The organism is Nitrosospira sp. Nl5, from assembly GCF_900102495.1.
In the GTDB taxonomy this organism is placed as follows: domain Bacteria; phylum Pseudomonadota; class Gammaproteobacteria; order Burkholderiales; family Nitrosomonadaceae; genus Nitrosospira.
This window is the reverse complement of sequence record NZ_FMVQ01000004.1, coordinates 187,598-209,940: the sequence shown is the minus strand read 5'-3', so window position 1 is coordinate 209,940 and position 22,343 is coordinate 187,598. Positions and strand designations below refer to the sequence as shown.

The window sequence follows — 22,343 nt, the reverse complement described above, 5'->3', positions numbered from 1 at the left end:
GTGTTTACCGGTGTATAAGTGTGGAACTTGGCCATTCCTGTGTTTATCCTGCCATGCTAGCAGCATATAACAGCATCACTGTAAAAATGGAGTATTTGAATGCATAAATCGCTGCGTGTGCTATTGATAGCAGGTTTCGTGACATTGGCTGGATGTGCTGGAATTCCCAAGGGGATTACGCCGGTCAAGAACTTCGATGCCCAGCGGTATCTTGGTGAGTGGTATGAAATCGCGCGCCTGGAGCATTCCTTCGAAAAGGGTTTGAGCGACATTACCGCCAATTACAGTCTGCTTGATGACGGCGGCATGAAAGTCGTAAATCGTGGATATGATGCTCAAAAAGGGGAATGGCGTGTTGCGGAGGGCAAAGCGTATCCGATGAAAGATCCCGGCATCGGCTATTACAGGGTTTCCTTCTTCCCTCCTTTTTACGGATCATACGTAATATTCGGTCTTGACAAAGCTGACTACCAGTATTCTTTTGTAACAGGGGCGGATAGAAGTTATCTATGGTTTCTCTCCCGAACTCCGCGCGTTACCAAAGACATCATGGAGAAGTTCATAAACGAGGCCAATGAACTGGGTTTCGATACCGACAAGCTTATCTACGTGAAACATAAATAGGGATAGGGCCTTTTCCAATTCCGGCCGCAATCAGGACAGCCCGGTACTGTTGGAGTGCCTGGCTGCATCGCGCAATTGGCGTACACGGTCATGGTTTCTTTTCGCGCCATCGCATTGCTTTTCAAGAAGCGCCCGCAAGTCGCCGGTTAATTCTTCCCTCAGGGCATTCTCGTACGCCATCACTGCGGCAGCCTCGCCGCGTTCGCATTCTTCAAGCACCGCAAGATTATCCTGGCTCGTGAGCGCTGTTTTTAGATCAACCCAGGCGCGATGCAATGTACCCGTCGCGCTACCAGCTGTGTCGGGGTCGCCGCCGTAACGCCGGACTTCCGAGCTCAGCTCGCTAACGGCGTAAATGCAACTCTCGGCGCGGTTCTGAAAATATCGTTTCAGCGCCGGGTCGTCCACATCCTGCGCACAAGTCCTGAAACCCTCCGCGCCGTCGCGCGAGATCTCGATCAGGCCATTCAGCACGCTTATAATTCTGTCATTGTCCATTTTATTCTCCGGAGAAAGCGCTAGGTTTTAAAGCCGTTTTTGCTTAAAGATCCGATACTTTCCAAAAGAATAAAATGCGCCGGCCATTTGGTCTGTACGTTGAAGCACATTCCACGTTGGATTGAGAGCGACACGAACCCAGGCAGGTGAATAAAACTATGTGCCTTAGCGTACAGAGAATCTGAAGTTTATGTTTACGATACTCCTCACGTTTGGAATAAAAGAGAGAGGGCTATCATGAACACAACTTCTGTCTGGCGCGGAACCGCACCGGAAGCGGCTTTTCCGACGTTGCAGGAAGCTATCTCTGCCGACGTGGCGATCGTGGGCGGCGGCATTACCGGGGTGACGCTGGCGTTGAATCTGGTTGAGGAAGGCATCTCGGTTGTGCTGCTGGAAGCCCGCGATGTGGGCTTTGGCAGCACCGGCAATTCGACGGGCAACCTTTATGAAACCGTCAGCCGTGGAGTTCACCGCATCGTGGATCGATGGGGGAGCGACGTCGCCCATGCCGTAACCACCGCCCGGCGCTCGGCGGTAGATCAGATCGAGCAGCGGGTGCGGCAATTCGATATCGCTTGCGGGTTCCGGCGCTGCCGGTTGCACCGCTACGCGACATCCGAGAACGCACAGGCATCCGTTAAAAACGAGTACCAGGCCTCACGCGAGGCAGGGCTGCCGGCACATCTTGAAAAGACGCTGCCGGCTCCTTTTGCCCCCCCGCATGGGTCCGTGCTGGTCCTGGAGAACCAGGCACAGTTTCACCCGCAGGCTTATGTTCGCGAACTCGCCCGCCAAGCTGCAGCCAAGGGTTGCCTTATCTTCCAGAATTCGATGGTTCTTGAGGTGGATACAGACCAGCGTGTCGTACGCACGGTCAACGGGACGGTGACAGCCAGGGAGATTGTGTTTGCCACGCACACGCCGAAGGGCGTGCACCTGGTGCAGGCGGAAATGATTGCGAACCGTGAATATGGGCTCGCTACGCCCATTGCGAAGAACGCGTTTCCCCCGGGAATTTTCTGGGGCAGCGGCGTCGCCCGCCTTTCGGTGCGTAACGTGGAGGTGGATGATGCGGCTTTCCTTGTCTGCGTCGGGGAGGAGCACAAGACCGGGCAGGAGGACGCCATCCTCAGTCTGGATAGGCTCGAAACCGCGGCCAGCGCGCACTTCGACATACGCGAGATTGCGTTCCGCTGGTCCGCGCAGAATTACAGCGCCGCCGACGGCTTGCCCTATATCGGGCGGGACGCGACGGACTGTTTCATCGCGACCGGCTTCGAGACCGACGGCCTGGTTTATGGAACCGTGGCCGCATCGCTTATCCGCGACCTGATTGCCGGCAGGGACAACCTCTTTGCCCCGATCGTCAAGGCGAGCCGTTTTGCGCCGCTGAAGGGTGCCAAGGGCATCGCCGAAGAAACAGCGAGTGTGCTGAAATCCCTGGTCAAGGACTACGTGACGGATGGGGATAAGATTTCCTTGTCGCAACTCATGCCGGGCAACGGCGCGATCGTGAAGGTCGAGAACGAATCGCTCGCGGTATACAGAGACAAGAACGGCGCGTTGTTTGCCGTCTCCCCGGTATGCACCCATATGAAGTGCAAAGTCCATTGGAACGGCGTCGAAACGAGCTGGGACTGCCCCTGCCACGGAAGCCGCTTCTCACCCGACGGGTCAGTGCTTGAGGGACCGGCGGTGGAGCCGCTGCAACGCAAGTTGCTGAAGGCTTGATAGCTTTACACCGTTAGCAGCTGCGAAGCAATAGCATTGATGGATTCTCATTCGGGGCACGCGCTTCGCTCGTTGCCGCCCTACGCTTGCTGATTTTCACATGCCACGGAATATGTATACCAGGATTGCATAATTGAGCTATACTCAAATACTGTCGTATGGGCTTGATGCTTCAACAAATTCCCGTAGGTCGCGTGGGAAGCTCGCCGCATTTCAGGGATGTGCGGCACGCGGGCTTTACGGTCTGGCTAACCGGCGCAAATTACCGCTCAATAGGGATTTTCGGGGACAAGGCTTTGCCCGGGAAATCGGAGGCGGCTGGTTCGGCATCTGGAAAGGATGTGGGGCATGGGCTATAAAAACGAGAAAACGGAAGAATCGCCAGACGCCCACCACAGGTTCTTTTCTTTTTCCAATCTCCATCACTATATTGTCAACGACTGGCCCCAGATAGTTCTGGTTGCAGCCATCGTCACCACGATCCATTACCACACCCACTGGCTGCACCAGATAGACCGCTATGCGTACGTGGTTATCGGGCACCTCAGCTCACTCGCTTCCTCCCCCCGCGATTCGCTAGCGGTGGTAGTCGCCATCGACGGTGAAACGCATAAAAGGGAATACCTGGAAAGGTCCCCTCTTAATCGATGCGTGCTCCTCTCCCACCTGAAAGAAATATACGACTCGTCGCCCAGCATTGTCGTTATCGATTTGGATCTTTCTCCCGCGTTGAAGCCGCCGGAAAGCGGGGGTGACGACCATGGTTGGGGGGATATCGCCAAATGCGAGAAGGCGCTGGAGGAGATGATTCAGGCGCAGACCAAGGCGATTCCGACAATACTGGCTGGACCCTTCGAGGAGCGGGAAGTCACGGCCAGGGGGTGGGCCGGTGAAATGGAGAACGCCGGTGTCCGTTTCGGCAATGCAAAGCTGCCTCTCGAATACGGCGTGGTTCTGACCTATTACTCGCATCCCACCGCGCTGGCCCAGGTCGCACGCGCTTCATATTGCGCCCATGCCGCGGATAAGCGCTGCGGGAATGCCCTCCCGGGTATTTCTCGGCCTTTTGAAGAGCATAAACCGATGCTCAATTTCCAGCCGTCTTCTTCGCTAGCGCCCAAGGCCATTAGCGACGGCATTTCCACACATCAACTGGGCGGCAAAGTGGTCTTCCTCGGCGCCACCTACGGTGGAGACGATCGATTCCTCACGCCGATGGATGAAAAGTACGGGGTCGAGCTCCATGCCCTTGCCTTTGCATCTACGTTCGAGCGGGTAATCGAGCATGAAAAAGATTACTACAACGTTTCCAAGTTGATCGTTGATCTGGGGTGGGGGCTGATGTTCGGCTACGTCATTGCCTGGTGCTGGCATCGCTACTTCACCTTTCGGCTCAATATCTCCTCCCCGACGAATCAACTACTGGCCCCCTGGCTGATTTTCCGTCTGCTCGGGCTGGTGGTGCTGGGGATGCTTATCTTTTCCTACCTATCTCTGCTCATCCTGGAAAATTTTGGGGTCTGGGCTTCGCCCATTCCGATTGCCGTCGGCATGCTTTTCGAGAGCTTCGTTTCGGGGTCCGTTGCCCAGGCGATTCGCGTCGGGCGGGATCTGACCCGGGAGCGGAGCGCGGCCCGCGGCGAAGCGGAAATTCAACTGGAGCCCGGCGCCGGAACCGGATCGGACTGCCTACTCGTCGATAGCCGGAGCCTGTGCGAAAGCTTTAAAAGGTTCGTTTATCTGGATTTCAAATGTCTCTGGCGCCGGAACAAGCCAGCCGTTTATCTGCTCGCATCGCGCCGGCTTATCTGGCTTATCTTGGTACTGCTATCCATTGTTTCGACGCGTTCTCACGGAGGATGATATGAAAGCTGCAGCTTGGTTGTCCCTGGGCTTGTTTTTAACCGGCGTGGGAGCGGCGCATGCCGCCGAATTGGAATGTGACCCTTCAATAAAGGAGACGGGGGTCCCCGATGCGCTCTGGATCGTTTTTAAGTCGGTGATCAATGACCATTCTTATTCCGTGCCCTGCGAATCGCTGGCCTTGGTGCTGCGGAAACTGGCCGGCCATAGCAAGACCGGCGGCAGGAGACTGGAAGAGGACAAGCCGCTAAATACGCAGCAGGCACAAGGTAATCTGCGGGAAGCACTAAGTAATCCCGAAATTCGCGCCCGAATAGAAAAGATGCAAAGTGAAGTAAAAGATGAGAATGCCCGGCTCGTTTACGAGGCTGCAATCCTTGACGAAGAAGGCTATTACGATGCTCGCGAACTGAAAATTCAGCAGTTGCAGCAAAAACTATATTGATCCGCCACCACCTCAGGAGGGAATCATGAATACATTGTTACCTGCGAAGCAGGCGCTTTGCGCGATCCTGCTGCTGGCCGCGGCTTCCGCGAGCCACGCGAATGAGGAGAAGCCATCTCTCTTCAATCTGTTCAAAGGTTCTGGAGCGAAACAGGACCCTCCGTCTGTGGAGGAGGGTCCTGGCGCCGCCGATGTCAATATCAAAAAGATCACTGCCACCGCTTCGCAGGCCTCCGTGGTTTTGGATAAAAACTGTCCGCAGATCGTGCAACCTTTCGAGCTTACGGATAATCTGGCGTCGCTGGCTACTTTTGGAGTGGAAGAAGCAATTAAGACAGGAGAAAAAATTTTGGGCAGCCTGTTTTCAAGCCTCGCGATAGCGCAAGACCCTGGTGCTATCAGTCTCGATACAATGGAAGAAATCCCTCACTCTCTCAAGCTTGCGGCAAAACAGTTGAACTGGTTGCCGATGACGGCTGAGGTGATGTACGGCGAACGGTCGCATAAAGAAGAAACTGATCTTCTGGATAGGAATCACAAGCTCGGCAAGAAATACTATCCCATCGCGGATAAGATGCTGGACGAAATTCTTTCCAAGGTGGATCAGAAGCATGAGTACGAGTTCAAGTTGTTCATCCTGAAAAATAGCGGGGGAAATGCAGTTGCCCGGCCAGGAGGCTTTCTCTATATCGATCAGGGCCTGATTGCAAACAGCGCCCGCCATCCGAAAGCCTACTTCGCACTTGCGCACGAGGTGGCCCACGTACTGCAGCGGCATGAGACAAAGGATTTGCAAAGCATGGTGGTTGATTCAATTTCAGCCAAAAAAGATTTGGTGAACGTAGTATCCAGTGCCGGAAGTAATCCGGGCATGGTAATAGAGCACGTCAAGGTGGGTAAAAACCTTTTTACCCGCCATCATATCGATCAGGAGTTGCAGTCCGATGCGTGCGCGATTAAATTGCTTGATCGCGTTTTCGCGGACGAGCAGAAGCTGACGGATTCGATTCAAGTATTCCTGAAAGACCTGCCCGCTCCAGAGCCGGAAAAAGCGACCTCCGTTCCGGTATCGGACCTGGAGAGATTGGCGGCATCGGTGCATGAGATTGTCGACACGCCGATCAAGCGCCATCCTAATACAATAGAACGAGCGGCAAATCTGGACGCGATCTATAAAGAGATAAAAGCAAAACCAGCAAAAGGCGATTGAGCATTCAATAATGCGTAAAATGCAGGCAGCCTTGCCGCTGTCTGCTATTGCGGCTCCCTGTACGGCACTAGCCTCCACGTCACCCTTCCGACTTCATCTCCCTGGTAAAGCTGGCGCGCGAAAAGCTCGAACTCGTGCTGCCGCAATTCTTCCGGTATCTTCACCAGCAATCGCAGCGGTATGCGCGCTTTGGCGGGGAACGCAACTTCGGGGAATTTGGTGCGGCCGCAATGGTTGATGGGAATGTGGACAACGCGGCAGCCCTCCGCATTCCTGAATGGCGTGTACGGCATGAGGTGAGGACGCGCGCGAACGAGTTCGGCGAATTCGGGGGAAAGTTCGAGCACGGCTTCGGCGCCGGCTGGTAGCCGCGCCACGATCTCGAGGCGCATTCTGCGCGCTTTATCCGGCGCGCCCGCCGCGAGGAAGGGCAGGGGCATATAACCCGGCGGGTCAGCGCGCGGGGGCGGCACGTTATTGACGACATTGAAATTACGCCAGGTGACATTATTGTTGTTGCGGATGAAGGTGGTGAAATTATCCCAGTCGAAAAAATCGGCGGGCGCTGGTCCGGGGTCGCGCGCCGTGCTGAGAATGCCCACGAAGCAGTAATGCCCGGGTGCGGGGATTGCCGCGGACGGCCAGGTGATAGCGTTTGAGACGGTCAGCAGGTCGCCTGTCGGCACGTTCGGCAGGGTAGCCGATCCCAGCAAGGTCCAGAGATCCGGTGTCAGAAGCGTGGAAGGCGGCGCCCAATAGACAGTAGCAGCCACGTTGGCGGCAGCGGAACCGCCCCGGTTGCGCACCCGCACATAGACGAAATTATCCTGGCCGGCTTCCGCCTCGTAACCCAGCGTCATATCGTTCTCCGTGCCACTGCCCGCGCCAAAGGCGCCCTGCGGGTCTGCCACGGCCGCCTGCCGCAGGATGACGTCGGGGCTGGAGGAGATTGCGCCGAGGTGGGGGTCGCCACTGTCGCCGACGAAATCCCGTAGGTAAACATCGGGCGGCAGGTTGAGCATCATCCCGTCAATGATGGCGCGCAGATCAGGCATGACGCCGACGCGATCCGCCGCCGGGTTCTGGGATGGGGTTCCATTTGCGGGGTCGGACAGGAGAGCCCGCATTTGCGCCGGATCAAGACGGTCGCCGGCGGGAAGCGCCTGGAACAACCCCTGCACCGCGAGCGCAGCGCCGGTGACAATGGGCGAGGCGCTGGAAGTGCCGCTGAAGCTTGTGGTATAGAGGTTGGTCGCTGTATTGGTGCCGTCGGAAGACAGCGTGTCCACATTCTCGCCCCAGCCATAGCAGTCGATGCGGCTGCCGTGACAGGAGAAGCCGAGCCGCGCGTGCGGCGCGGTCGAACTTGCGGCACCCACCATAATCGCCCCTGAATCCAGGAAGTCGGGGCTGGCGCGGTTGAATATCTGCTGGCCGCCGGGGTTGACCACGGTGTCCAAATCGACACCGCCATTGCCCGCTGCTTCGACCACGACGATACCGAGGGATGTCGCCAGGCGAATTACGTCGAACACCGCCGGTTCGATCTCGACGGGAACGAGGCTGTAACCGAACAGGTTAGTTTGCGCCTCCAACAGCAGCACGTCGCCAAAACTCATCACTCCAATGGCATCAAGGATCGGCTGAGCGGTACTGTAGCTGCCGTCGGGCTGGTGCTGGCCGACGCAGCGGATGGAAGCCAGATTGGGCGTGATCCCGACGCAGCCTACCGTATTGTCAATTGCCGCAATCTCGCCCAGCACCCCGCTGCCGTGAAAGTAATAGGAGTGGTTCAGGCCAGAAATAAGGGTAATGCCGTGTGCGGCGAGATCCTCGTGGTTGAAAGTCCACCCCCACTCCATATCCACCAGCGCTTGTCCCGCGCCGTCACCGCCGGGGAAGTCCCAGGCATACTCGGCATTGATGCCGTCGGGTGCGGGGTCGAGATAACCCTGGTTGCCGCTGCGCGGATCATCCGCGGCGTTCACCAGCGGCGGCTCGACCGGGGGCGGCTCGACATAGGCCGTGACGACCGACTCCCAGCTGGAGAGCGCCTTTGCAAGCTCCTCGGCATTCGTGCCGGGCGGCATGTTCACGGCGAAATAGGCATTCAGGTTGGTGGGGCGGAAGGAGGGGTCGAGCGAGCGCGCCCGTTCCGTCAGCGCCGCGAACTGCCCGGTCTGCTTGAAGGACAAGAGGGGTTCCAGCGTGATGCCCTGGAACTGTGCCGTGAGCCCGCCCCAAGGGCCGACTTCGCCGGCCTCCACCAAGCGTGCCGCGTTTTCGCTGGGGAGTTGGACGTGATCCTTGAATTTCACGATTACTCGCTGGCGATAGCCCGTGCCCGGTTGTGTTTCGCCTTCAGGAGGATTGGCGACAGGGTCAGTGGGATTTCCATTTCCATTCGTCGCCATCATTGCCTCCGGGAGATTAGTGGATTACCGTAAGTAATTAATGAATAGCACGTATTGAAAGAAATGCAAGGCGGGGTTTATGGAATCTCAACGCGCCGGCAAGTTGAACAAACCTTTACCGAGTCAGGGAGGCGCTATTATGAGAAGGAATTTCCATACCATTGCATCTTTATTGAGGCAAGCTTCAATTACGGCTGGTCGTACATCTCGCGGAAACCTCGACAGGAATAGCCCAACGCAGGAACTTCTTTCCCGGCTTGACAATTCGGATTCATTATCTATCTTTAATTGTTAGTAAATAGCATCTTATATCGGAGCGCTTCACTATGAAAATGACCTGCCGCCTCAAAATACGCAGCTTTATTCAGGCAGTAGCACTTAGCGCTGGTCTCAGTTTCGTGTTTCCGGCTTTCGGACAATTAACTAACTCATGGATTATGGGTCCCAATGGCGAGGGACTGGCCCAACTGGGTACGTTGGGTGGCCATGACACTGTAGCCAACGGCATCAATGATGCCGGGCAGGTGGTGGGAACATCCAAAACGATCGAAGGCGATTATCATGCTTTTATCACTGGCCCCAATGGCGTAAGCATGACCGATCTCGGCACACTGGGCGGACGTACCAGTATCGCCTTTGGCATCAACGCTGCGGGGCGAGTAGTGGGACATTCGTCCACGAGCGGAGGCGATACTCATGCCTTTATCACCGGTCCTAATGGGCGTAGGCATGACTGATCTTGGTACTCTGGGTGGACATTTCAGCTCCGCTCATGCTATCAACGATGCCGGCCAAGTAGTGGGAGGTTCCGACACGGCCGAAGGCAGTAGACATGCTTTTATGACCGGTCCCAATGGCGGGGGGATTGACCGATCTTAATACTCCAGGTGGAGTTTTTAGCTTCGCTATGGACATCAACGCTGTCGGGCAGGTAGCAGGAGGTTTCAGCGCGTCCGGTGGCGGCATTCGCGCTTTTATCACCAGCTCCAACGGCGTGGGGATGACCGATCTCGGTGCTCTGGGTGGAAATTACAGTTACGCTTTTGGCATTAACGCCGCTGGGCGGGTAGTGGGAGATTTCGAGGTGACTCACACACGGGCTTTTATTACCGGCCTTAACGGCGAGGGCATAGCCGAACTGGATGCCTTGAGTGACGGTTTCAGTACAGCGACTGGCATTAACGACGCCGGACAGGTAGTGGGAGCTTCCTTTACGAGCGAACGCGCAGAGGGTATGCATGCTTTCATCACCGGCCCCAATGGCATGGGCATTACCGACCTCAATTCCTGGGTGAATTTGCCGGACGGAGAGGTTCTATACAAAGCCACGGCGATCAATAATGGAGGGCAAGTCGTCGCCATTAGCTCGGTCAGTCCTATCCCTGAACCCGCATCCTATGCCCTGATGCTCGCCGGTCTCGGTCTGGTCAGTCTCGTGGCTGGGCGAAAGAAATTGGAGAAGTAGCGCCGGAATGAGAACGTGCATGGGCACCGATCATTTGCTTATATGCCTCTATACGGTTTTCAGGGTTCTGATGGGTTACGCTACGCTTTACCCATCTACCTATGCACCCACGCTTCATCCATCCGCTTCGTCATTCCCGCGAAAGCGGGAATCCAGACACTAACTGGAACAAGCCGTCATCCCGCAGTGGGTGAATTCGGGCAACACCCATGGATTCCCGCTTTCGCGGGAATGACTGGGTAAAGGGGAAGTAGGTGTAGGGCATGTGCCCGCATAAAGAAAAAAATCAAAAATATCATTGACAGCGAACAGAGTATCTACATAAGCGCCAAACTGAGAATGGTTCATAGGCATATTTGCTTGAAACCGTGCCTGCGGTGGGATTGGCTTCAGTGGCCTAGCCAGCAAATGATCGCTACCGAAATCAACGGGATTGCATGCGTTTTTGAGAAGTTGCGGCATCGCTTGCCCACCCTTCTTTGGTATTCGTCAAAGTAGCTGTTACGAAGCAGGTCCGTGCCCGGTTCGTACCTCTAGGTTGAGGAAATGGTTCGATATTTTTCTCGAACGCACTCAATTCCATACCGCCTGATATGCGATATTTTAAGATTGCTCAATTTTAATCGTCGCCATGAAAACAAGGATTGTCATAATCGGAGGTGGCTTTGCCGGGATAAACCTGGTGAAGCATCTGGCCGATGAGATGGAGTTTCATGTCACGCTAGTAGACATGAATAATTACAATTTCTTCCCTCCGCTTCTATACCAGGTAGCCACGGGTTTTCTGGACGTATCCAATATCGCTATCCCTTCCGCAAGTTATTTCATGACAAGAAAAATCTCAGCTTCCGTTTAGGGGAGCTGCAAAAAGTCATTCCCGAAGAAAATAAAGTGCTCTTGTCCACCTGCGAACTATCTTACGATCACCTTGTTCTCGCCACCGGCACCGAGAGCAATTATTTTGGCATGGAAAACATTCGCAAGGCCGCGCTGCCCATGAAGACGGTGGATGATGCGATAGAGATACGAAATTACATGCTTCAGAAAATGGAGGAAGTCATCATTGCGGCCGACGAAACGGAAAAAAAGAAGCTTGCTACCGTCGTCATAGCCGGCGGCGGGCCCACCGGTGTCGAGATTGCAGGCATGTTGGCCGAGATGCGGGAAAATATTCTGGAAAAAGATTACCCGGAATTAAGCAGGCAGGGTGCGCGCATTTACCTGGTGGATGGCGCATCGACGTTGTTAACGCCGATGAGTGAGAAATCACAAAAATATGCTTACGATACCCTCGTGAAGATGGGCGTGAAAGTGCGGCTGAATGCCCGGGTAAAAGATTATGTAAACGATACCGTGATCTTCGCGGATGGGGAGACGATTCAAACCAGGATCCTGTTCTGGACCGGAGGAGTCACCGCCAAGGTATTCGAGGGAGTGCCGCCGGAAAGCTATGGACAGGGCAACCGGCTGCGCGTGGATGAATACAATAAAGTGACGGGAACACGAAATATCCATGCTATCGGCGATACCTGCCTGCTGATTTCCGATAAGAATTTTCCCCAGGGGCACCCGCAACTGGCTCAGGTAGCGATTCAGCAGGGGAAGAATCTGGCCGGGAATTTTATTGCTACACTGCATGACAAACCATTAAAGCCGTTTGTCTATGATGACAAAGGCGCCATGGCGATTATCGGAAGAAGCAAGGCGGTGGCAGACATCCCTGGAGCCGGAAGGCACTTTAACGGATTTATCGCATGGACGGCATGGCTGTTCGTGCACCTTTTTTCCTTGATCGCGTATCGCAACAGGTTCATGACGATGGTCAACTGGGTGGTGGCCTTGCTGACCAAGGATCAGTCTTTGAGAATGATCGTCAGGCCAAGTCCGAAGCGGAAGGAACGGTCACTGGGGCAATAAAGGTCAGTAAGGGTGCTAAAGACGTTTCAACTCACGTGGCGCAGCCAGTAAATGATCCCGTTGAAATCAACGGGGCTGAACGCGGCCCTCGGCGCATCCGGTGCATCCGATTCTTCCCTCGCCTTCGCATATTCCTGAAAGTAGCTGTCGCGAATCAAATCCGCGCCCTGCTCATACGTGGAGGCCGAAGCGTTGGCCTGGATGTTTTCCACAAATGACTTCAGCGCTTTCAATTCCTCCGAGTATTCGTCGGAGCACCGGTAATTCAACTCCTGTTCAAGCCACTTGATGCGCGCGAATAAGTCACGGGAATTGATGAGGTTTTGCGTATTGGTGATTGGTCTGGATTCCACGTCGCCTCCTTGTCGCGTTGTTAGCGTGGCTAAAGCGCATATAAGAGCGTTAGTCGATCGGTAATGTATTCTGCCAGATTCGCTTTGCGGATCAAAGCCAGTCTCGGATTAAGGATGTGTTTGTGTCGAACCGTACAGAAGCATTTTCTTTTATAAGGGATTATTCCAAAATTACGCTGAGCCTTTCTATTGGGGAGAAGTTAAAAATGCTGGGTGACGAAAAATCGGTAGTCCTGTCGTTTGACGATGGGCCGGCACCGGTCACCGCGCTTGAGGACATCCTTGGGACATTACAGAGGCATGAAATCAGGGCGGAATTTTATGTTCTCGGCAGCGAGGTCAAGCAATACCCCGAAGCAGCGAGAATGATCGTCCGTCAGGGGCATGACATCCAGAATCATTCATGGGGCCATCCGAATCTGGCGACGGAGACCGAACAGAACGTCAGGTGGGAGCTTGAACAGACACAGGACATTATCCACGCCACCACTGGGGCAACGCCGACGAAGATTCGCCCGCCATACGGTGCGGGGGGCTTCCGCGGCAATATTGATCCGGAGCTGCTCGCAGTCGCCGATGACTTGTCACTGACCATCGTGACCTGGGATATCGACACGGAAGACTGGAAAGCGCCGAGGGGGTTGGGGCCGGAAAAGATAAGGAATATCGAAACGCAGTTTACGCAACAACAGCGCAAGGTCTCGTTCAATGTACTGATGCACGTGCAGCAGGCGACGGCCAGGGACCTGCCGTCTTTTATCGCCCAGTTGAAGGAATGGGGATTTACCATCGCGGAGCCGTGATTCATTGCCCGCGGGTTACGGTTCCATTCGCGTTCGTGCTGGTGTTGTTGAGCCCGGCGACGGGTTTCTCACGGGAATATAAGGAGTACCGCTGTACGCCGGATACTCAATATGAGTGCGCAGGAGGTCAGTGCGAGAAGGTGAGCGATGGTTTCCAGCATGCGGAGTCGTTTTTATACAACACGAAAACCGCCGTACTCTCTGCCTGCCTGTGGACGAATTGCTATGCAGCCAAAGCGGCCGTGTTCGAGGACGCGGCTTTGGGAGGGGGCGGGACGATCACTGCTGTGGGCAAACTGGAACCCACGGTCCATCCCGGCAATGCGCCAATCATTGTTTCTTTGACGATCCATTCCGGCGATAACAGCGATAACAGCGATAACAGCGATAACAGCGATAACAGCGATAACAGCGATAACAGCGATAACAGCGATAACAGGGGCATCACTGATGAAAAAGCCGTTGGCTTTACCGCTGTATGGGGTTATGGAAGCAAGGGGCTGACGTTGGACACGGGCAAGTGCGCACTTCACAAGACGACATGACAAACAGATTGATGCCGATGAAGCCCAATGATGGGTTACGCTTCACCCCACCCATCCTGCGAAAAATCGTGTATCGAGTCATCTTTTATCAATTACTGTGAAAAGGGAAACGATCATGCATAGACATTCCAGGGTTCACCGGCAGGCCATTACGTTACGCGCCGCACTCGCCGCCGCTCTTTTTACTATTGCTCCATCCGTATTTAGTGAAAACAAGGTGTTGCTGACCGGTCCGGTCACGCCGACCGAAATATCCGGATTTGCCGGAACGTTGTTCATGCTTGGCATGCCCCAGAGTATGCACGGTGTCTATGGGTTGTGGTCGGTGGAACGCAACGACAAGCCCTGCTACATCGCGACGATGACCGAGGACGTCAATAATTTTAATGATGATTCCGGCGCAATCAAGGACCTTTGTGGCGCAAACCCGACCAGTAGCGAGATGAAAGTGCAATTCGGGGATGTAAGATTCGACCAGCGCACTTTCGTGCGCGCCCTGCGGGTATGTATGAATAAGGACGACACGCGAGTAAAAGGCTTCCAGATACGCGGCAGCAAGATAGATAACAAGGGCAACGTATCCGAGCTCCCGGCGGATTATCCGGATTCGTCGGCTTCATCCGGGATGTCGGCACTGGTCGATCTCAACGCCCCGAACGCCCTGCGCTTGAATTGCGAGACCTGGAAGAAATGGGTGGAGTGCGAACAAGGCCAGATCGCGACTGCGGTGACCGCCCATTTTGGGGCCGGGTCGGAACCACGCAGCGTGACAGGCATCGCGCTGCAGTGCCGGCAGGTCAGCAAGGTGCCCGAATAGAAGATTCGCCGGCGCCGGGATAGCTTGACAGCAAGCGGATAATTTGGGATCCAATTCCCTTGACAAGACGGTATATGTACATGTACTGTACATGACGAGTCAATTTATTCCTGACTAAAAGGAGTCCTCTCATGGCGGCAACAGCGGTTGAAAGAATTGTGGTGCAAGCCACGCCCCAGGAAAAAAAAGCCATCGTGCTTAAAGCCAAGAAGCTGGGCCTTCCTGTTGCGGAGCTGATGCGTCGTGGTGCCAGGGCATATGAGTCCGCCGAAGCGGATGAGGAATTAGGTGTTCTTGCCGACAAGGCCAAGTCTGCCGCAGACCGGGCTTCTGATTCTATTGATGGCGTGCTGGCATTCGTGGAGGCCAGCAATAAGCGGATAGCCGCAATGGAAGCCGCCACATCCGAAAAGATAGCGAAGGCGGTCTAATGGGCGTGACGGATCGCGTATGGGATGCGCTGAGCTCAATGGTGAAACTGGAGGACAAGGTTGTTCGCCAGAGCGAAGCGATCAAGGGTCAGCAGGACAAGATCGAGAATCTGACCGAGCGCGTGATCAAACTCGAAACAACGCTCGAACTGCTGATGCGGGCGAGCGAATTCAAGAAACTGAAATAACTTCGCATCACTCCCCGGCTGCTTTCTTGCCCAGATAGGCCGCCTGGCCCAGACCGAATATGGACAGCAGCGTTGCGTCGACATCCGGCATCGTGACGACGCGGCGGAACTCGATGCTCTCCATGAATTCGACCGCAGAAATTGCGTAAATAATAACAGCCAGCATTGTGATTATCACCATCTGGAAGTCTCCCAGGTCCGTGCGGTTGAGATCATTGCTGATGAGGTCGGTGGCTTGCGGCGCAGCGGCGCTGACTTTCAGGTCCGGCTTGCCCTCCGCGGCGGCTTTTTCGACCTTGCCCGCCGTGATCGCCTTTGCGGCGGTAAATGTCAGCACGCTGATTCCGGAGAGGATAAGCAGGTTGGGCGGGATATCCACCCCGCCTACGTAGTTCCATCCTGCCGCCATAATGCGGTGAGACACAATGGCGATGTAAGCGCTGATGACGAGCCAGAACCAGAGTACTGTCTGGAATTTGGAGCTGCTGTAGCGGTTGTCCGTGCCGAGGTAGAGTTCGGTCGGGTGGCCCCTGGTGAAAATATAAGCCAGAATCCAGAGTGTCACGGCCGCGCCGATGAGCGACAGCCAGCGCGATCCGCGGTCAACTGCCTTGCTCTGCCATTCAAGAGATTTTACGGAATTGATGCCGTCCGTGGCGTTGACACCTCCTTTGCCTTCGCGGACGTACGTTGCCTTGATCCCGTCGCCGGGCCGCATTGCCGCTACCAGCGGCTGGAACTGGGTAACTGTCTGGAGCGGCACGTTGATCCCGGTTTCCGGCTTATCCGGCTGGGTCCTGACGATGAGCCACGACATGTCGGCGGCGATTTCCTTGATTGTGCCGATAATGGTTGCTCCGGTAACTTTGATTTCCGTCAGCATATTTCCGCTGGATTCCCGCTCGTAGGTTAGCGATACCAGCGCGCCAATATTGGGCCAGTTAGCCTGGATCCCGGGCGAGGCGTTCTCTCTGGAGGGAAGAAACGTTCGCACCTCGCCGCTTACCGATTTCACTTCCAGGGGATCTGTCTGAACCACAATGCCATTGAAGCTGGAGGAGGTTTTCCGGTTTTGCGCTTGCGGTCCCGTGTCCTCCGCAACCAGGGCCGGGGATGGCTGTTGCGCGTGAACCGGCGCGGCGAGCAAAAGAAAGGCAAGCGCGAATATGTATTTTGCGTTAAACATAATAATCCTCATGGGCGGAAAAACCGCTGCCATCCATCGCCTTTCGTTGCGGAGGAAACGATATCGGTTTTTATGTAATATAGATTATATTTCAGGTTAATCAACAAATATGCTATCGCGCATATGTGGGATGGATAGAGCGAAGCGTAACCCATCGTTTGGTTATTTCACCGTATCAGGTTGCAATCGTGGCAGGGTTTTGATGGGTTGCGCTTCGCTTTACCCATCCTACGCTCCGAGGCGGCGCGTGGGTTTTCCGGCATTCCTCAGAACGCCGTCGTCAGGTACTCGAACAAGAGCACGAGACCGTATCCTCCGGACGGCAGGGCTATCGCACCGAACACAGGATGCTTGGTGAGGGGCAGGAAGGCACCCCTTTGATTATTCCGGATCGCATCAATCGCCTGCTCGATTTGCCGTTTCTGCTTTTCTTTATCCGGCGCTTGATCCGGCGATTCATCCGGCAATTCGATGCGCTTTTTCTCCAGGCGCTTGATGGCCTCCCGTTTGGCCATTTCGGCGGATCTTCGCAATACCATGGCGCTGGCGATGATGAGTATCGCGTTGACGACGAAGACAATGACAAGCGCGGCCGGAAAGTCCCAGTTGTCGAAGTAGGTGTGACGGGCAACTCCCAGGAGAAACATGATGACAAAGGGAAAATAGATAAAATTGCCGATGACCGCTGTCCGGTCGGCGATCAATTCGATGCCCAGCCATTCATCTGAATTCTCCTCGCTGATGCCGATGCCCCGGCCTCGCTCTTTGATCATTTTTGTCACCGTCCCGTCGGGCCACTGGATTCTCCTCGTCGCGATACAGTTGACCCACCTCCGGCAGAGCCGGATGGCGTCTATCACATAGAATATCAGCAGCAGCATGGCGACCACGCTCAGGATTATGACTACATCATTGATTGCGAAGCAGGCTGGCCCACGGCAGGGTGTGTTGGGAAAACCGAGCAGCGCCATCAGCAGGAATGCCAGGAGCAAAACGAGCGTGACCTGCGGCAGACCCCGCGCGGCAAAATTTTTCCAATTGCCGAGCGCCGTGTATTCCCGCCAAAGATGCGCGGCGTCAATCTGCCCGGCAGTTTGCGGATGCCAGTAATGGAGCCCCAGCCAGCGGCGGAGAGACCAGCTGGATAATTCGTTGGGTTCGCAGTCCAGGTTACCTTTATCCCCTTTATCCACCGGGCCGGTATCTTTTTCTACGAGATTGAATTCGTGCGCCAGGTTCTTTTCATTATCTGTCAGCTTCCGCCAGGAATACCAGAGAAAGATCAAGCCGGTAACGAACGCGAGCAGGCGAATTCCCGCCGTGGGCCATGCGCTGATTCCTTCGCTCAGCGCAAACGGTTCGTTTTCCGCCGCGTTCGGCATCATGCGCCCCATCAATTCCGCCAGGCCGTAACCGGCCATGCAGACGGCCGCAAGCCCTAGCCAGAACCGGTAGTTCGAGACGAGCCTGAGGCATATGTCCGCCGCTGTGGTGCTGATCAGCATTGCAGCCAGGATAAGCACGATGGCCGCGATCGCCGTTATCCCGATCCACCTCAGATTCCGCGGTGTATCGGAATAGGCGCCCAGGTCTGGACGGGGCGGGTGAATGCTTGCATAGCCCGAAGATTGCGGGCTAATGCTGGTATCGGTGCCGGTACTGATGTCGAAGGCGCCATGCCGCCCGATTTCATACAATCTCGGCGCCGCATTCCCGGAAAATTTCATCGCCCCCGATCCGCTGCCGGCGTCCGTTTGCAGTTGGAAGCAATCCGGGCAGTCCGCCGTGCCCGCGGCGACGAAGTGATCCAGCGCCCATAAGGCCGCGTAGAACAGCGATGTCTGATAACTGTCGCGGAAGGGAGGAATAGGCGTTTGCAGCACCGGCTGGAGTTCCAGTCCGAAATGGGAAGCAACGATGAGGTTGCGTGCCGACTCCCACTGGGCGGGGTAGGCCAGCCCGGCATTCAGATCGGTGGTGAAAAAGATGGCGCTCGGAAACATATGGCGCAGCGCCTGCAAAATGAGAAGCTTGTCGTAGACGTCACTGCCCAGCACGCCGATGGCCTTGAATTTTTCCCCGCTTTTTGCTTCCTGCTGCTTCAGCGCCGCCGCCAGCCGGATGACATAATCCAGCTGAGCGCGGCCTTCGGGCCGCTGTCCCACGTTCTGCCCCGCATTCTGGAGCTGGCCGCCGGGCCATGCTTTTTCCCTGGATTGAGCGCCATCTTTTTTCCTGTCGTCTTCTTCTTTCGCGGGCAATTCGCCGTCCAGTCCCGCCAGGTATGAGTGCGGGTAAATCCAGCCGGGCCACTCGTCTCTGCGCAATTTATTAATTTCAGCCTCCAGCGCCGGACTGGTTTTACCGGAACCGTTATTCATCGCCACCGCCGCAAATGTGCGCGGCAACGAGCGGCCGTAGAGGGTATCCCACTCTGAAATCAACGCGACTTTCGGGTTGCAATCCGTGTCCGGGCAGGGTTTCAGCTCCACTTGCCGGCGCTTCAGCTCCTGGAGAAGTTGCTCCGCGAGCACGGCGTCGGTCTTGATCGTCCTGATAAATTCGATTCTTGGGTATTTGAACAATTCGTCCACGGTTCTTTTTGCTTCCGGGACACCGTGATGCGAGCCGGGCGGTCCAGATGCGTGATCCAGTAAAAAAGTATCCTCCGCCGTAGCCCAGGGGGAATAGAATTTAATATGCTCTAATGTTCTGAGGGGTGGATTCGCGAGAAGATTGAATTGAATAGCCTGCAATTCCTTCAGCATTGCGCTCAGGGTCGCGGAACTGCGCGGACCCAGTACACGATACACGGGCTCTATTTGCGGCACGCTTTGGCTGAATGTTTTGTTAAGATGCTCCAGCAGCTTGTCCAGAAGCCCGAAATCCTGGTCCTTGAGCCAGACGACCAGTACCGGTTTTCCATGTTCCTTATCCCGAAGCTTTGCCTTCGGGATAAACAGCTCGACCGGGACCAGCAGGGCAGATGCGTCTGTTCCCGTGCCCGATTCGGCCCCTTCTTCCTGCTGCCAACTGAAAACCCGGATATATTCCCCTGACTCTGGCACGTAACCCGCCGCGCCCAATGCCGACACCATGGCGTAACGGTCCCTCAGCCTGGACTCGACGCCATTGACATACGGGCTTCCGTCCACGAATACGGGTACCACGCGAAGATCGGGCCGACCCGATTCCCCGATACCCTTGATCAGGTTATCCAGTGTATGCGGGGCATTGCCTGAACCCGCCTCCTTTGGCCGTTTCGCCTCCTGAAGCCGATATGTTTCAACGGCTTCATAAGGGTCTTGCCACAGGCGCGACTGTACCAGCCCTTTCCCCAGGAACGCGGTACTTGCCGTTTCCTTGTCGATTGGCCGGGAAGTCTTGAGTGAGATTCCCTCGTAGATGAGAAAACTGCTGATCATCGCCAGCAGTGCGAGAACTCCGGCTAGCGGTAATCTGGATTTGTCGTCTTGTTGTTCCGCCATGTGGCAAGCCTTTTTTCCGGCCGGGCGCCGGGGTGGGGCGCGCTGGCCGCAGGGTATATGCGGCCGTTATATATAGCATGGATGCCTGTAAAAGGCATTAAGGCGATAACGTTTATATGAGGGTTATTGCTGGAAAGAGACATAATCCTTTAGAATCGCTTGATCCCATGGCAATGCGCGAGCAGTGCCGGATGCTGCCATGGAATTGCGGATGGCATAATTGCGAATGAACAGGTAAACCGCTAGGTCTGAAAAAGGTACCTTATGAAAATCAAACTGAGTAGCGTATTTGTAGACGATCAGGACAAGGCCCTAAAGTTTTATACGGAGGTTTTGGGTTTTATCAAGAAAAACGACATGCCGGCGGGGGATGCCAGATGGCTGACAGTCGTGTCGCCCGATGGACCGGCCGATATCGAGCTGCTTCTCGAACCAATGGGCATTCCGGCGGCCAGGACGTATCAGAAAGCGCTCTTTGACGAAGGCATACCCCTGACCGCTTTCGCCGTCGATAATATTCAGAAAGAATACAAAAGAATGACAAAGCTGGGCGTGGTGTTCAGCATGGAGCCGACAAAGTCGGGACCGGCAACTCTCGCGGTATTCGAGGATACCTGCGGTAACCTGATACAGCTGTATCAGGTTTGATTGCTGCGTTTCTTGGAGGCTATTCCGCTTTATAGCTGAAGTGGACAGTCCCGGAACCCTTAATACTATTGATCTTCCTTATCCCGATGTTCCCGATGCCAGATCAACTCCTTATTCTTGTAAACTTCTCTGACGCGATGGAACGGAATCTCCTGAATTGAGCCGTGGGGATCGGTGATCTGGAAGAAAAAATGGTCGCCTGGGGTAAAGTGAATCTGGCGTAATGGGACCTGAATGACCATTTCAGCGACACGATCGTAGTATCCGATCACAAAATCCCCTTTTGCGAATGCTTCATCCCAGCGAATTCGAGCGAGTAATTCCTGAATCGGTATCATGACTGCTCCTCTGTGTGAGGTGTGAGAGTCGCATCCATCTCTGTTGCTGATCACCTTGACGCCGCACAACTGGCCTATTCAACCATGCGCACCTACCCGCGATACAGCCATTCATCTGAAGCGGTTCGCGCTGCCGATCTGATCGAGAAACATACTCTTGTCTGGAATACGCCTAATTTAATGCTACATTAAATTATTCGATACCAAAAAATTGTTCTTCCTGCCGGACAAGGGTAAGAGGTTGTCATGCGCGAAATCGACGGCTCCTATGGGGAAGGTGGCGGGCAGTTGCTGCGGACTTCCGTCGCGCTTGCGGCGATCACCGGCCAACCCGTCCATGTGTACAACATTCGCGCCAAGCGAGCCAACCCTGGTCTTGCACCACAGCATCTTACCGCGGTGAAGGCCGTCGCAGCGCTTTGCGGCGCGGAGGCGGAGGGGTTGGAAGTCAAATCCAGGGAAATCAGTTTTTGGCCTGGTCCGTTGCGCGGTGGCCAGTTCGATTTTCCCGTCGGCACGGCGGGGAGCATCACGTTGGTGCTTCAGGCAGCGCTTCCCGTCGCCGTTGCCTGCGGTGAAAAATTACGGATGAATATTACCGGCGGCACGGATGTCCGTGCTGCGCCGCCGCTCGATTATCTACGCCATGTTTTGTTGCCATTGTTATATGGCATGGGCGTCAGGGCAAAAATCGATCTACTGGGGCGAGGATATTATCCACGCGGAGGAGGGCGCGTGACGGTGGAAGTTGAACCTTCTCCTCCGCTTCGGCCTTTAGTCCTGGATGTATCGGGGCCTCTCACTGAAATTCGCGGTTACGCGCATATTTCCGACCTCCCGGCCCACATTGTCCAGCGGATGACGGATACGGCACTGGCGGAGCTCTCGATTTTTCCACCGCCGGCCATTGATCTCGCCGATGCGAGCCTGGATAAAGCATTCGGCGCGGGCGCGGCAATCGTTCTGGTTGCGCACACCGAGCATACCAGGCTAGGTGCTTCCGGAATCGCGCAGAGGGGAATCCCCGCCGAACAGCTTGGCACGATGGCAGGGCAGTTTCTGCGTGGAGAAATTTTATCCGGGGCAACGCTGGATATCCATGCTGCGGATCAGATCCTGATTTATCTTGCGCTGGCCAGCGGCAGTTCCTGCTTTCTTGCGAGAAATCTTTCATCACATGCCGCCACGACGATCTGGCTATTGGAGCAGTTCCTGCCGGTTCACTTCGATATCAGGCAGGAACGCCGCTTGATTCGTGTCAAGGCGGAGCCGACTGGATGACGAATTGACATCAGTGCAACGTGGTCTATGCTCTATTAAATAAGTTTGGTCTGTGGGCTGCCGAACAGTACATATCTGCTGAAGGTCTTAAACTC

23 protein-coding genes are annotated in these 22,343 nt (G+C 55.2%); 17 read left to right on the top strand and 6 right to left on the bottom strand.

What is annotated here, in order from left to right:
• Positions 1-111: 111 nt before the first annotated feature.
• The gene (locus BLP45_RS06300; protein ID WP_371128735.1) at positions 112-624 is read left to right on the top strand and encodes a lipocalin family protein; all 513 of its coding nucleotides are present in this window, start codon (positions 112-114) and stop codon (positions 622-624) included.
• A 30-nt stretch (positions 625-654) separates the two neighbouring features.
• Here BLP45_RS06300 and BLP45_RS06295 read toward each other — a convergent pair whose 3' ends face one another.
• A complete protein-coding gene (locus BLP45_RS06295) occupies positions 655-1,122 on the bottom strand; it encodes a ferritin-like domain-containing protein (protein ID WP_090370868.1) in 468 nt (155 codons plus the stop codon).
• A gap of 237 nt (positions 1,123-1,359) precedes the next feature.
• Here BLP45_RS06295 and BLP45_RS06290 point away from each other — a divergent pair, with 237 nt between their 5' ends.
• From BLP45_RS06290 to BLP45_RS06270, 4 genes are all read left to right on the top strand, one after another.
• Positions 1,360-2,856 (top strand): FAD-dependent oxidoreductase, encoded by a 1,497-nt coding sequence (locus tag BLP45_RS06290; protein WP_090370866.1) that lies wholly within the window; start codon positions 1,360-1,362, stop codon positions 2,854-2,856.
• 348 nt (positions 2,857-3,204) lie between these two features.
• Complete coding sequence (locus BLP45_RS06280) at positions 3,205-4,719, top strand: CHASE2 domain-containing protein (RefSeq protein ID WP_176754682.1); 1,515 nt, start codon at positions 3,205-3,207, stop codon at positions 4,717-4,719.
• Position 4,720: 1 nt separating this feature from the next.
• A complete protein-coding gene (locus tag BLP45_RS06275) occupies positions 4,721-5,164 on the top strand; it encodes a hypothetical protein (RefSeq protein ID WP_090370861.1) in 444 nt (147 codons plus the stop codon).
• A 25-nt stretch (positions 5,165-5,189) separates the two neighbouring features.
• The gene (locus BLP45_RS06270; RefSeq protein ID WP_090370860.1) at positions 5,190-6,374 is read left to right on the top strand and encodes a M48 family metalloprotease; all 1,185 of its coding nucleotides are present in this window, start codon (positions 5,190-5,192) and stop codon (positions 6,372-6,374) included.
• Positions 6,375-6,418: 44 nt separating this feature from the next.
• Here BLP45_RS06270 and BLP45_RS06265 read toward each other — a convergent pair whose 3' ends face one another.
• Entirely contained in the window at positions 6,419-8,791 is a 2,373-nt protein-coding gene (locus BLP45_RS06265; RefSeq protein ID WP_090370859.1) for a S8 family peptidase, read from the bottom strand.
• A gap of 323 nt (positions 8,792-9,114) precedes the next feature.
• Here BLP45_RS06265 and BLP45_RS06260 point away from each other — a divergent pair, with 323 nt between their 5' ends.
• From BLP45_RS06260 to BLP45_RS06245, 5 genes are all read left to right on the top strand, one after another.
• Complete coding sequence (locus tag BLP45_RS06260) at positions 9,115-9,525, top strand: hypothetical protein (protein ID WP_090370857.1); 411 nt, start codon at positions 9,115-9,117, stop codon at positions 9,523-9,525.
• Entirely contained in the window at positions 9,485-9,667 is a 183-nt protein-coding gene (locus tag BLP45_RS15080; protein WP_090370855.1) for a hypothetical protein, read from the top strand. The genes BLP45_RS06260 and BLP45_RS15080 overlap by 41 nt, the downstream gene beginning before the upstream one ends.
• Before the next feature lie 28 nt (positions 9,668-9,695).
• Positions 9,696-10,253 carry a PEP-CTERM sorting domain-containing protein gene (locus BLP45_RS06250; RefSeq protein WP_176754680.1) on the top strand — a complete coding sequence of 186 codons (558 nt, stop codon included), beginning with the start codon at positions 9,696-9,698 and terminating at the stop codon, positions 10,251-10,253.
• A gap of 631 nt (positions 10,254-10,884) precedes the next feature.
• Positions 10,885-11,109, top strand: coding sequence for an FAD-dependent oxidoreductase (locus tag BLP45_RS14780; RefSeq protein WP_218117959.1), 225 nt, complete (start codon positions 10,885-10,887; stop codon positions 11,107-11,109).
• A 35-nt stretch (positions 11,110-11,144) separates the two neighbouring features.
• Positions 11,145-12,170 carry an NAD(P)/FAD-dependent oxidoreductase gene (locus tag BLP45_RS06245; protein ID WP_256327720.1) on the top strand — a complete coding sequence of 342 codons (1,026 nt, stop codon included), beginning with the start codon at positions 11,145-11,147 and terminating at the stop codon, positions 12,168-12,170.
• 26 nt (positions 12,171-12,196) lie between these two features.
• Here the strand turns inward: BLP45_RS06245 and BLP45_RS06240 are convergent, their stop codons facing one another.
• Positions 12,197-12,523, bottom strand: a complete 327-nt coding sequence (locus BLP45_RS06240) for a hypothetical protein (protein ID WP_090370851.1) — start codon at positions 12,521-12,523, stop codon at positions 12,197-12,199.
• 122 nt (positions 12,524-12,645) lie between these two features.
• Between BLP45_RS06240 and BLP45_RS06235 the strand changes: the two genes are divergently transcribed.
• From BLP45_RS06235 to BLP45_RS06215, 5 genes are all read left to right on the top strand, one after another.
• Positions 12,646-13,326 (top strand): polysaccharide deacetylase family protein, encoded by a 681-nt coding sequence (locus BLP45_RS06235; protein ID WP_256327719.1) that lies wholly within the window; start codon positions 12,646-12,648, stop codon positions 13,324-13,326.
• Between the two features lie 140 nt (positions 13,327-13,466).
• On the top strand, positions 13,467-13,871 hold the full coding sequence (locus BLP45_RS14585) for a hypothetical protein (RefSeq protein ID WP_176754679.1): 405 nt from the start codon (positions 13,467-13,469) through the stop codon (positions 13,869-13,871).
• Between the two features lie 115 nt (positions 13,872-13,986).
• On the top strand, positions 13,987-14,688 hold the full coding sequence (locus BLP45_RS06225; RefSeq protein WP_090370848.1) for a hypothetical protein: 702 nt from the start codon (positions 13,987-13,989) through the stop codon (positions 14,686-14,688).
• A 131-nt stretch (positions 14,689-14,819) separates the two neighbouring features.
• Positions 14,820-15,119: a hypothetical protein gene (locus tag BLP45_RS06220; protein WP_090370846.1), complete on the top strand. Its 300-nt coding sequence runs from the start codon at positions 14,820-14,822 to the stop codon at positions 15,117-15,119.
• Positions 15,119-15,307: a hypothetical protein gene (locus BLP45_RS06215; RefSeq protein WP_090370844.1), complete on the top strand. Its 189-nt coding sequence runs from the start codon at positions 15,119-15,121 to the stop codon at positions 15,305-15,307. The genes BLP45_RS06220 and BLP45_RS06215 overlap by 1 nt, the downstream gene beginning before the upstream one ends.
• Before the next feature lie 7 nt (positions 15,308-15,314).
• Here BLP45_RS06215 and BLP45_RS06210 read toward each other — a convergent pair whose 3' ends face one another.
• Both BLP45_RS06210 and BLP45_RS06205 read right to left on the bottom strand, forming a co-directional pair.
• Positions 15,315-16,493 (bottom strand): hypothetical protein, encoded by a 1,179-nt coding sequence (locus BLP45_RS06210; RefSeq protein WP_143002412.1) that lies wholly within the window; start codon positions 16,491-16,493, stop codon positions 15,315-15,317.
• Between the two features lie 266 nt (positions 16,494-16,759).
• Positions 16,760-19,981: a hypothetical protein gene (locus BLP45_RS06205; RefSeq protein WP_256327718.1), complete on the bottom strand. Its 3,222-nt coding sequence runs from the start codon at positions 19,979-19,981 to the stop codon at positions 16,760-16,762.
• A 264-nt stretch (positions 19,982-20,245) separates the two neighbouring features.
• On the opposite strand from BLP45_RS06205, the gene BLP45_RS06200 reads away from it, so the two are divergent.
• Positions 20,246-20,629 carry a VOC family protein gene (locus tag BLP45_RS06200; RefSeq protein ID WP_090370840.1) on the top strand — a complete coding sequence of 128 codons (384 nt, stop codon included), beginning with the start codon at positions 20,246-20,248 and terminating at the stop codon, positions 20,627-20,629.
• A gap of 65 nt (positions 20,630-20,694) precedes the next feature.
• Here BLP45_RS06200 and BLP45_RS06195 read toward each other — a convergent pair whose 3' ends face one another.
• The gene (locus tag BLP45_RS06195; RefSeq protein ID WP_090370838.1) at positions 20,695-20,967 is read right to left on the bottom strand and encodes a DUF504 domain-containing protein; all 273 of its coding nucleotides are present in this window, start codon (positions 20,965-20,967) and stop codon (positions 20,695-20,697) included.
• A gap of 246 nt (positions 20,968-21,213) precedes the next feature.
• On the opposite strand from BLP45_RS06195, the gene rtcA reads away from it, so the two are divergent.
• Entirely contained in the window at positions 21,214-22,248 is a 1,035-nt protein-coding gene (rtcA, locus tag BLP45_RS06190; protein WP_090370836.1) for an RNA 3'-terminal phosphate cyclase, read from the top strand.
• Positions 22,249-22,343 lie beyond the last annotated feature (95 nt).

Excerpts from the sequence above, each read along its gene's own strand:
- BLP45_RS06295 (WP_090370868.1), bottom strand. The coding sequence starts at position 1,122 with ATGGACAATGACAGAATTATAAGCGTGCTGAATGGCCTGATCGAGATC.
- BLP45_RS06290 (WP_090370866.1), top strand. The coding sequence starts at position 1,360 with ATGAACACAACTTCTGTCTGGCGCGGAACCGCACCGGAAGCGGCTTTT.
- BLP45_RS06280 (WP_176754682.1), top strand. The coding sequence starts at position 3,205 with ATGGGCTATAAAAACGAGAAAACGGAAGAATCGCCAGACGCCCACCAC.
- BLP45_RS06275 (WP_090370861.1), top strand. The coding sequence starts at position 4,721 with ATGAAAGCTGCAGCTTGGTTGTCCCTGGGCTTGTTTTTAACCGGCGTG.
- BLP45_RS06270 (WP_090370860.1), top strand. The coding sequence starts at position 5,190 with ATGAATACATTGTTACCTGCGAAGCAGGCGCTTTGCGCGATCCTGCTG.
- BLP45_RS06265 (WP_090370859.1), bottom strand. The coding sequence starts at position 8,791 with ATGATGGCGACGAATGGAAATGGAAATCCCACTGACCCTGTCGCCAAT.
- BLP45_RS06260 (WP_090370857.1), top strand. The coding sequence starts at position 9,115 with ATGAAAATGACCTGCCGCCTCAAAATACGCAGCTTTATTCAGGCAGTA.
- BLP45_RS15080 (WP_090370855.1), top strand. The coding sequence starts at position 9,485 with ATGCCTTTATCACCGGTCCTAATGGGCGTAGGCATGACTGATCTTGGT.
- BLP45_RS06250 (WP_176754680.1), top strand. The coding sequence starts at position 9,696 with ATGGACATCAACGCTGTCGGGCAGGTAGCAGGAGGTTTCAGCGCGTCC.
- BLP45_RS14780 (WP_218117959.1), top strand. The coding sequence starts at position 10,885 with ATGAAAACAAGGATTGTCATAATCGGAGGTGGCTTTGCCGGGATAAAC.
- BLP45_RS06225 (WP_090370848.1), top strand. The coding sequence starts at position 13,987 with ATGCATAGACATTCCAGGGTTCACCGGCAGGCCATTACGTTACGCGCC.
- BLP45_RS06220 (WP_090370846.1), top strand. The coding sequence starts at position 14,820 with ATGGCGGCAACAGCGGTTGAAAGAATTGTGGTGCAAGCCACGCCCCAG.
- BLP45_RS06215 (WP_090370844.1), top strand. The coding sequence starts at position 15,119 with ATGGGCGTGACGGATCGCGTATGGGATGCGCTGAGCTCAATGGTGAAA.
- BLP45_RS06210 (WP_143002412.1), bottom strand. The coding sequence starts at position 16,493 with ATGTTTAACGCAAAATACATATTCGCGCTTGCCTTTCTTTTGCTCGCC.
- BLP45_RS06205 (WP_256327718.1), bottom strand. The coding sequence starts at position 19,981 with ATGGCGGAACAACAAGACGACAAATCCAGATTACCGCTAGCCGGAGTT.
- BLP45_RS06200 (WP_090370840.1), top strand. The coding sequence starts at position 20,246 with ATGAAAATCAAACTGAGTAGCGTATTTGTAGACGATCAGGACAAGGCC.
- BLP45_RS06195 (WP_090370838.1), bottom strand. The coding sequence starts at position 20,967 with ATGATACCGATTCAGGAATTACTCGCTCGAATTCGCTGGGATGAAGCA.
- rtcA (WP_090370836.1), top strand. The coding sequence starts at position 21,214 with ATGCGCGAAATCGACGGCTCCTATGGGGAAGGTGGCGGGCAGTTGCTG.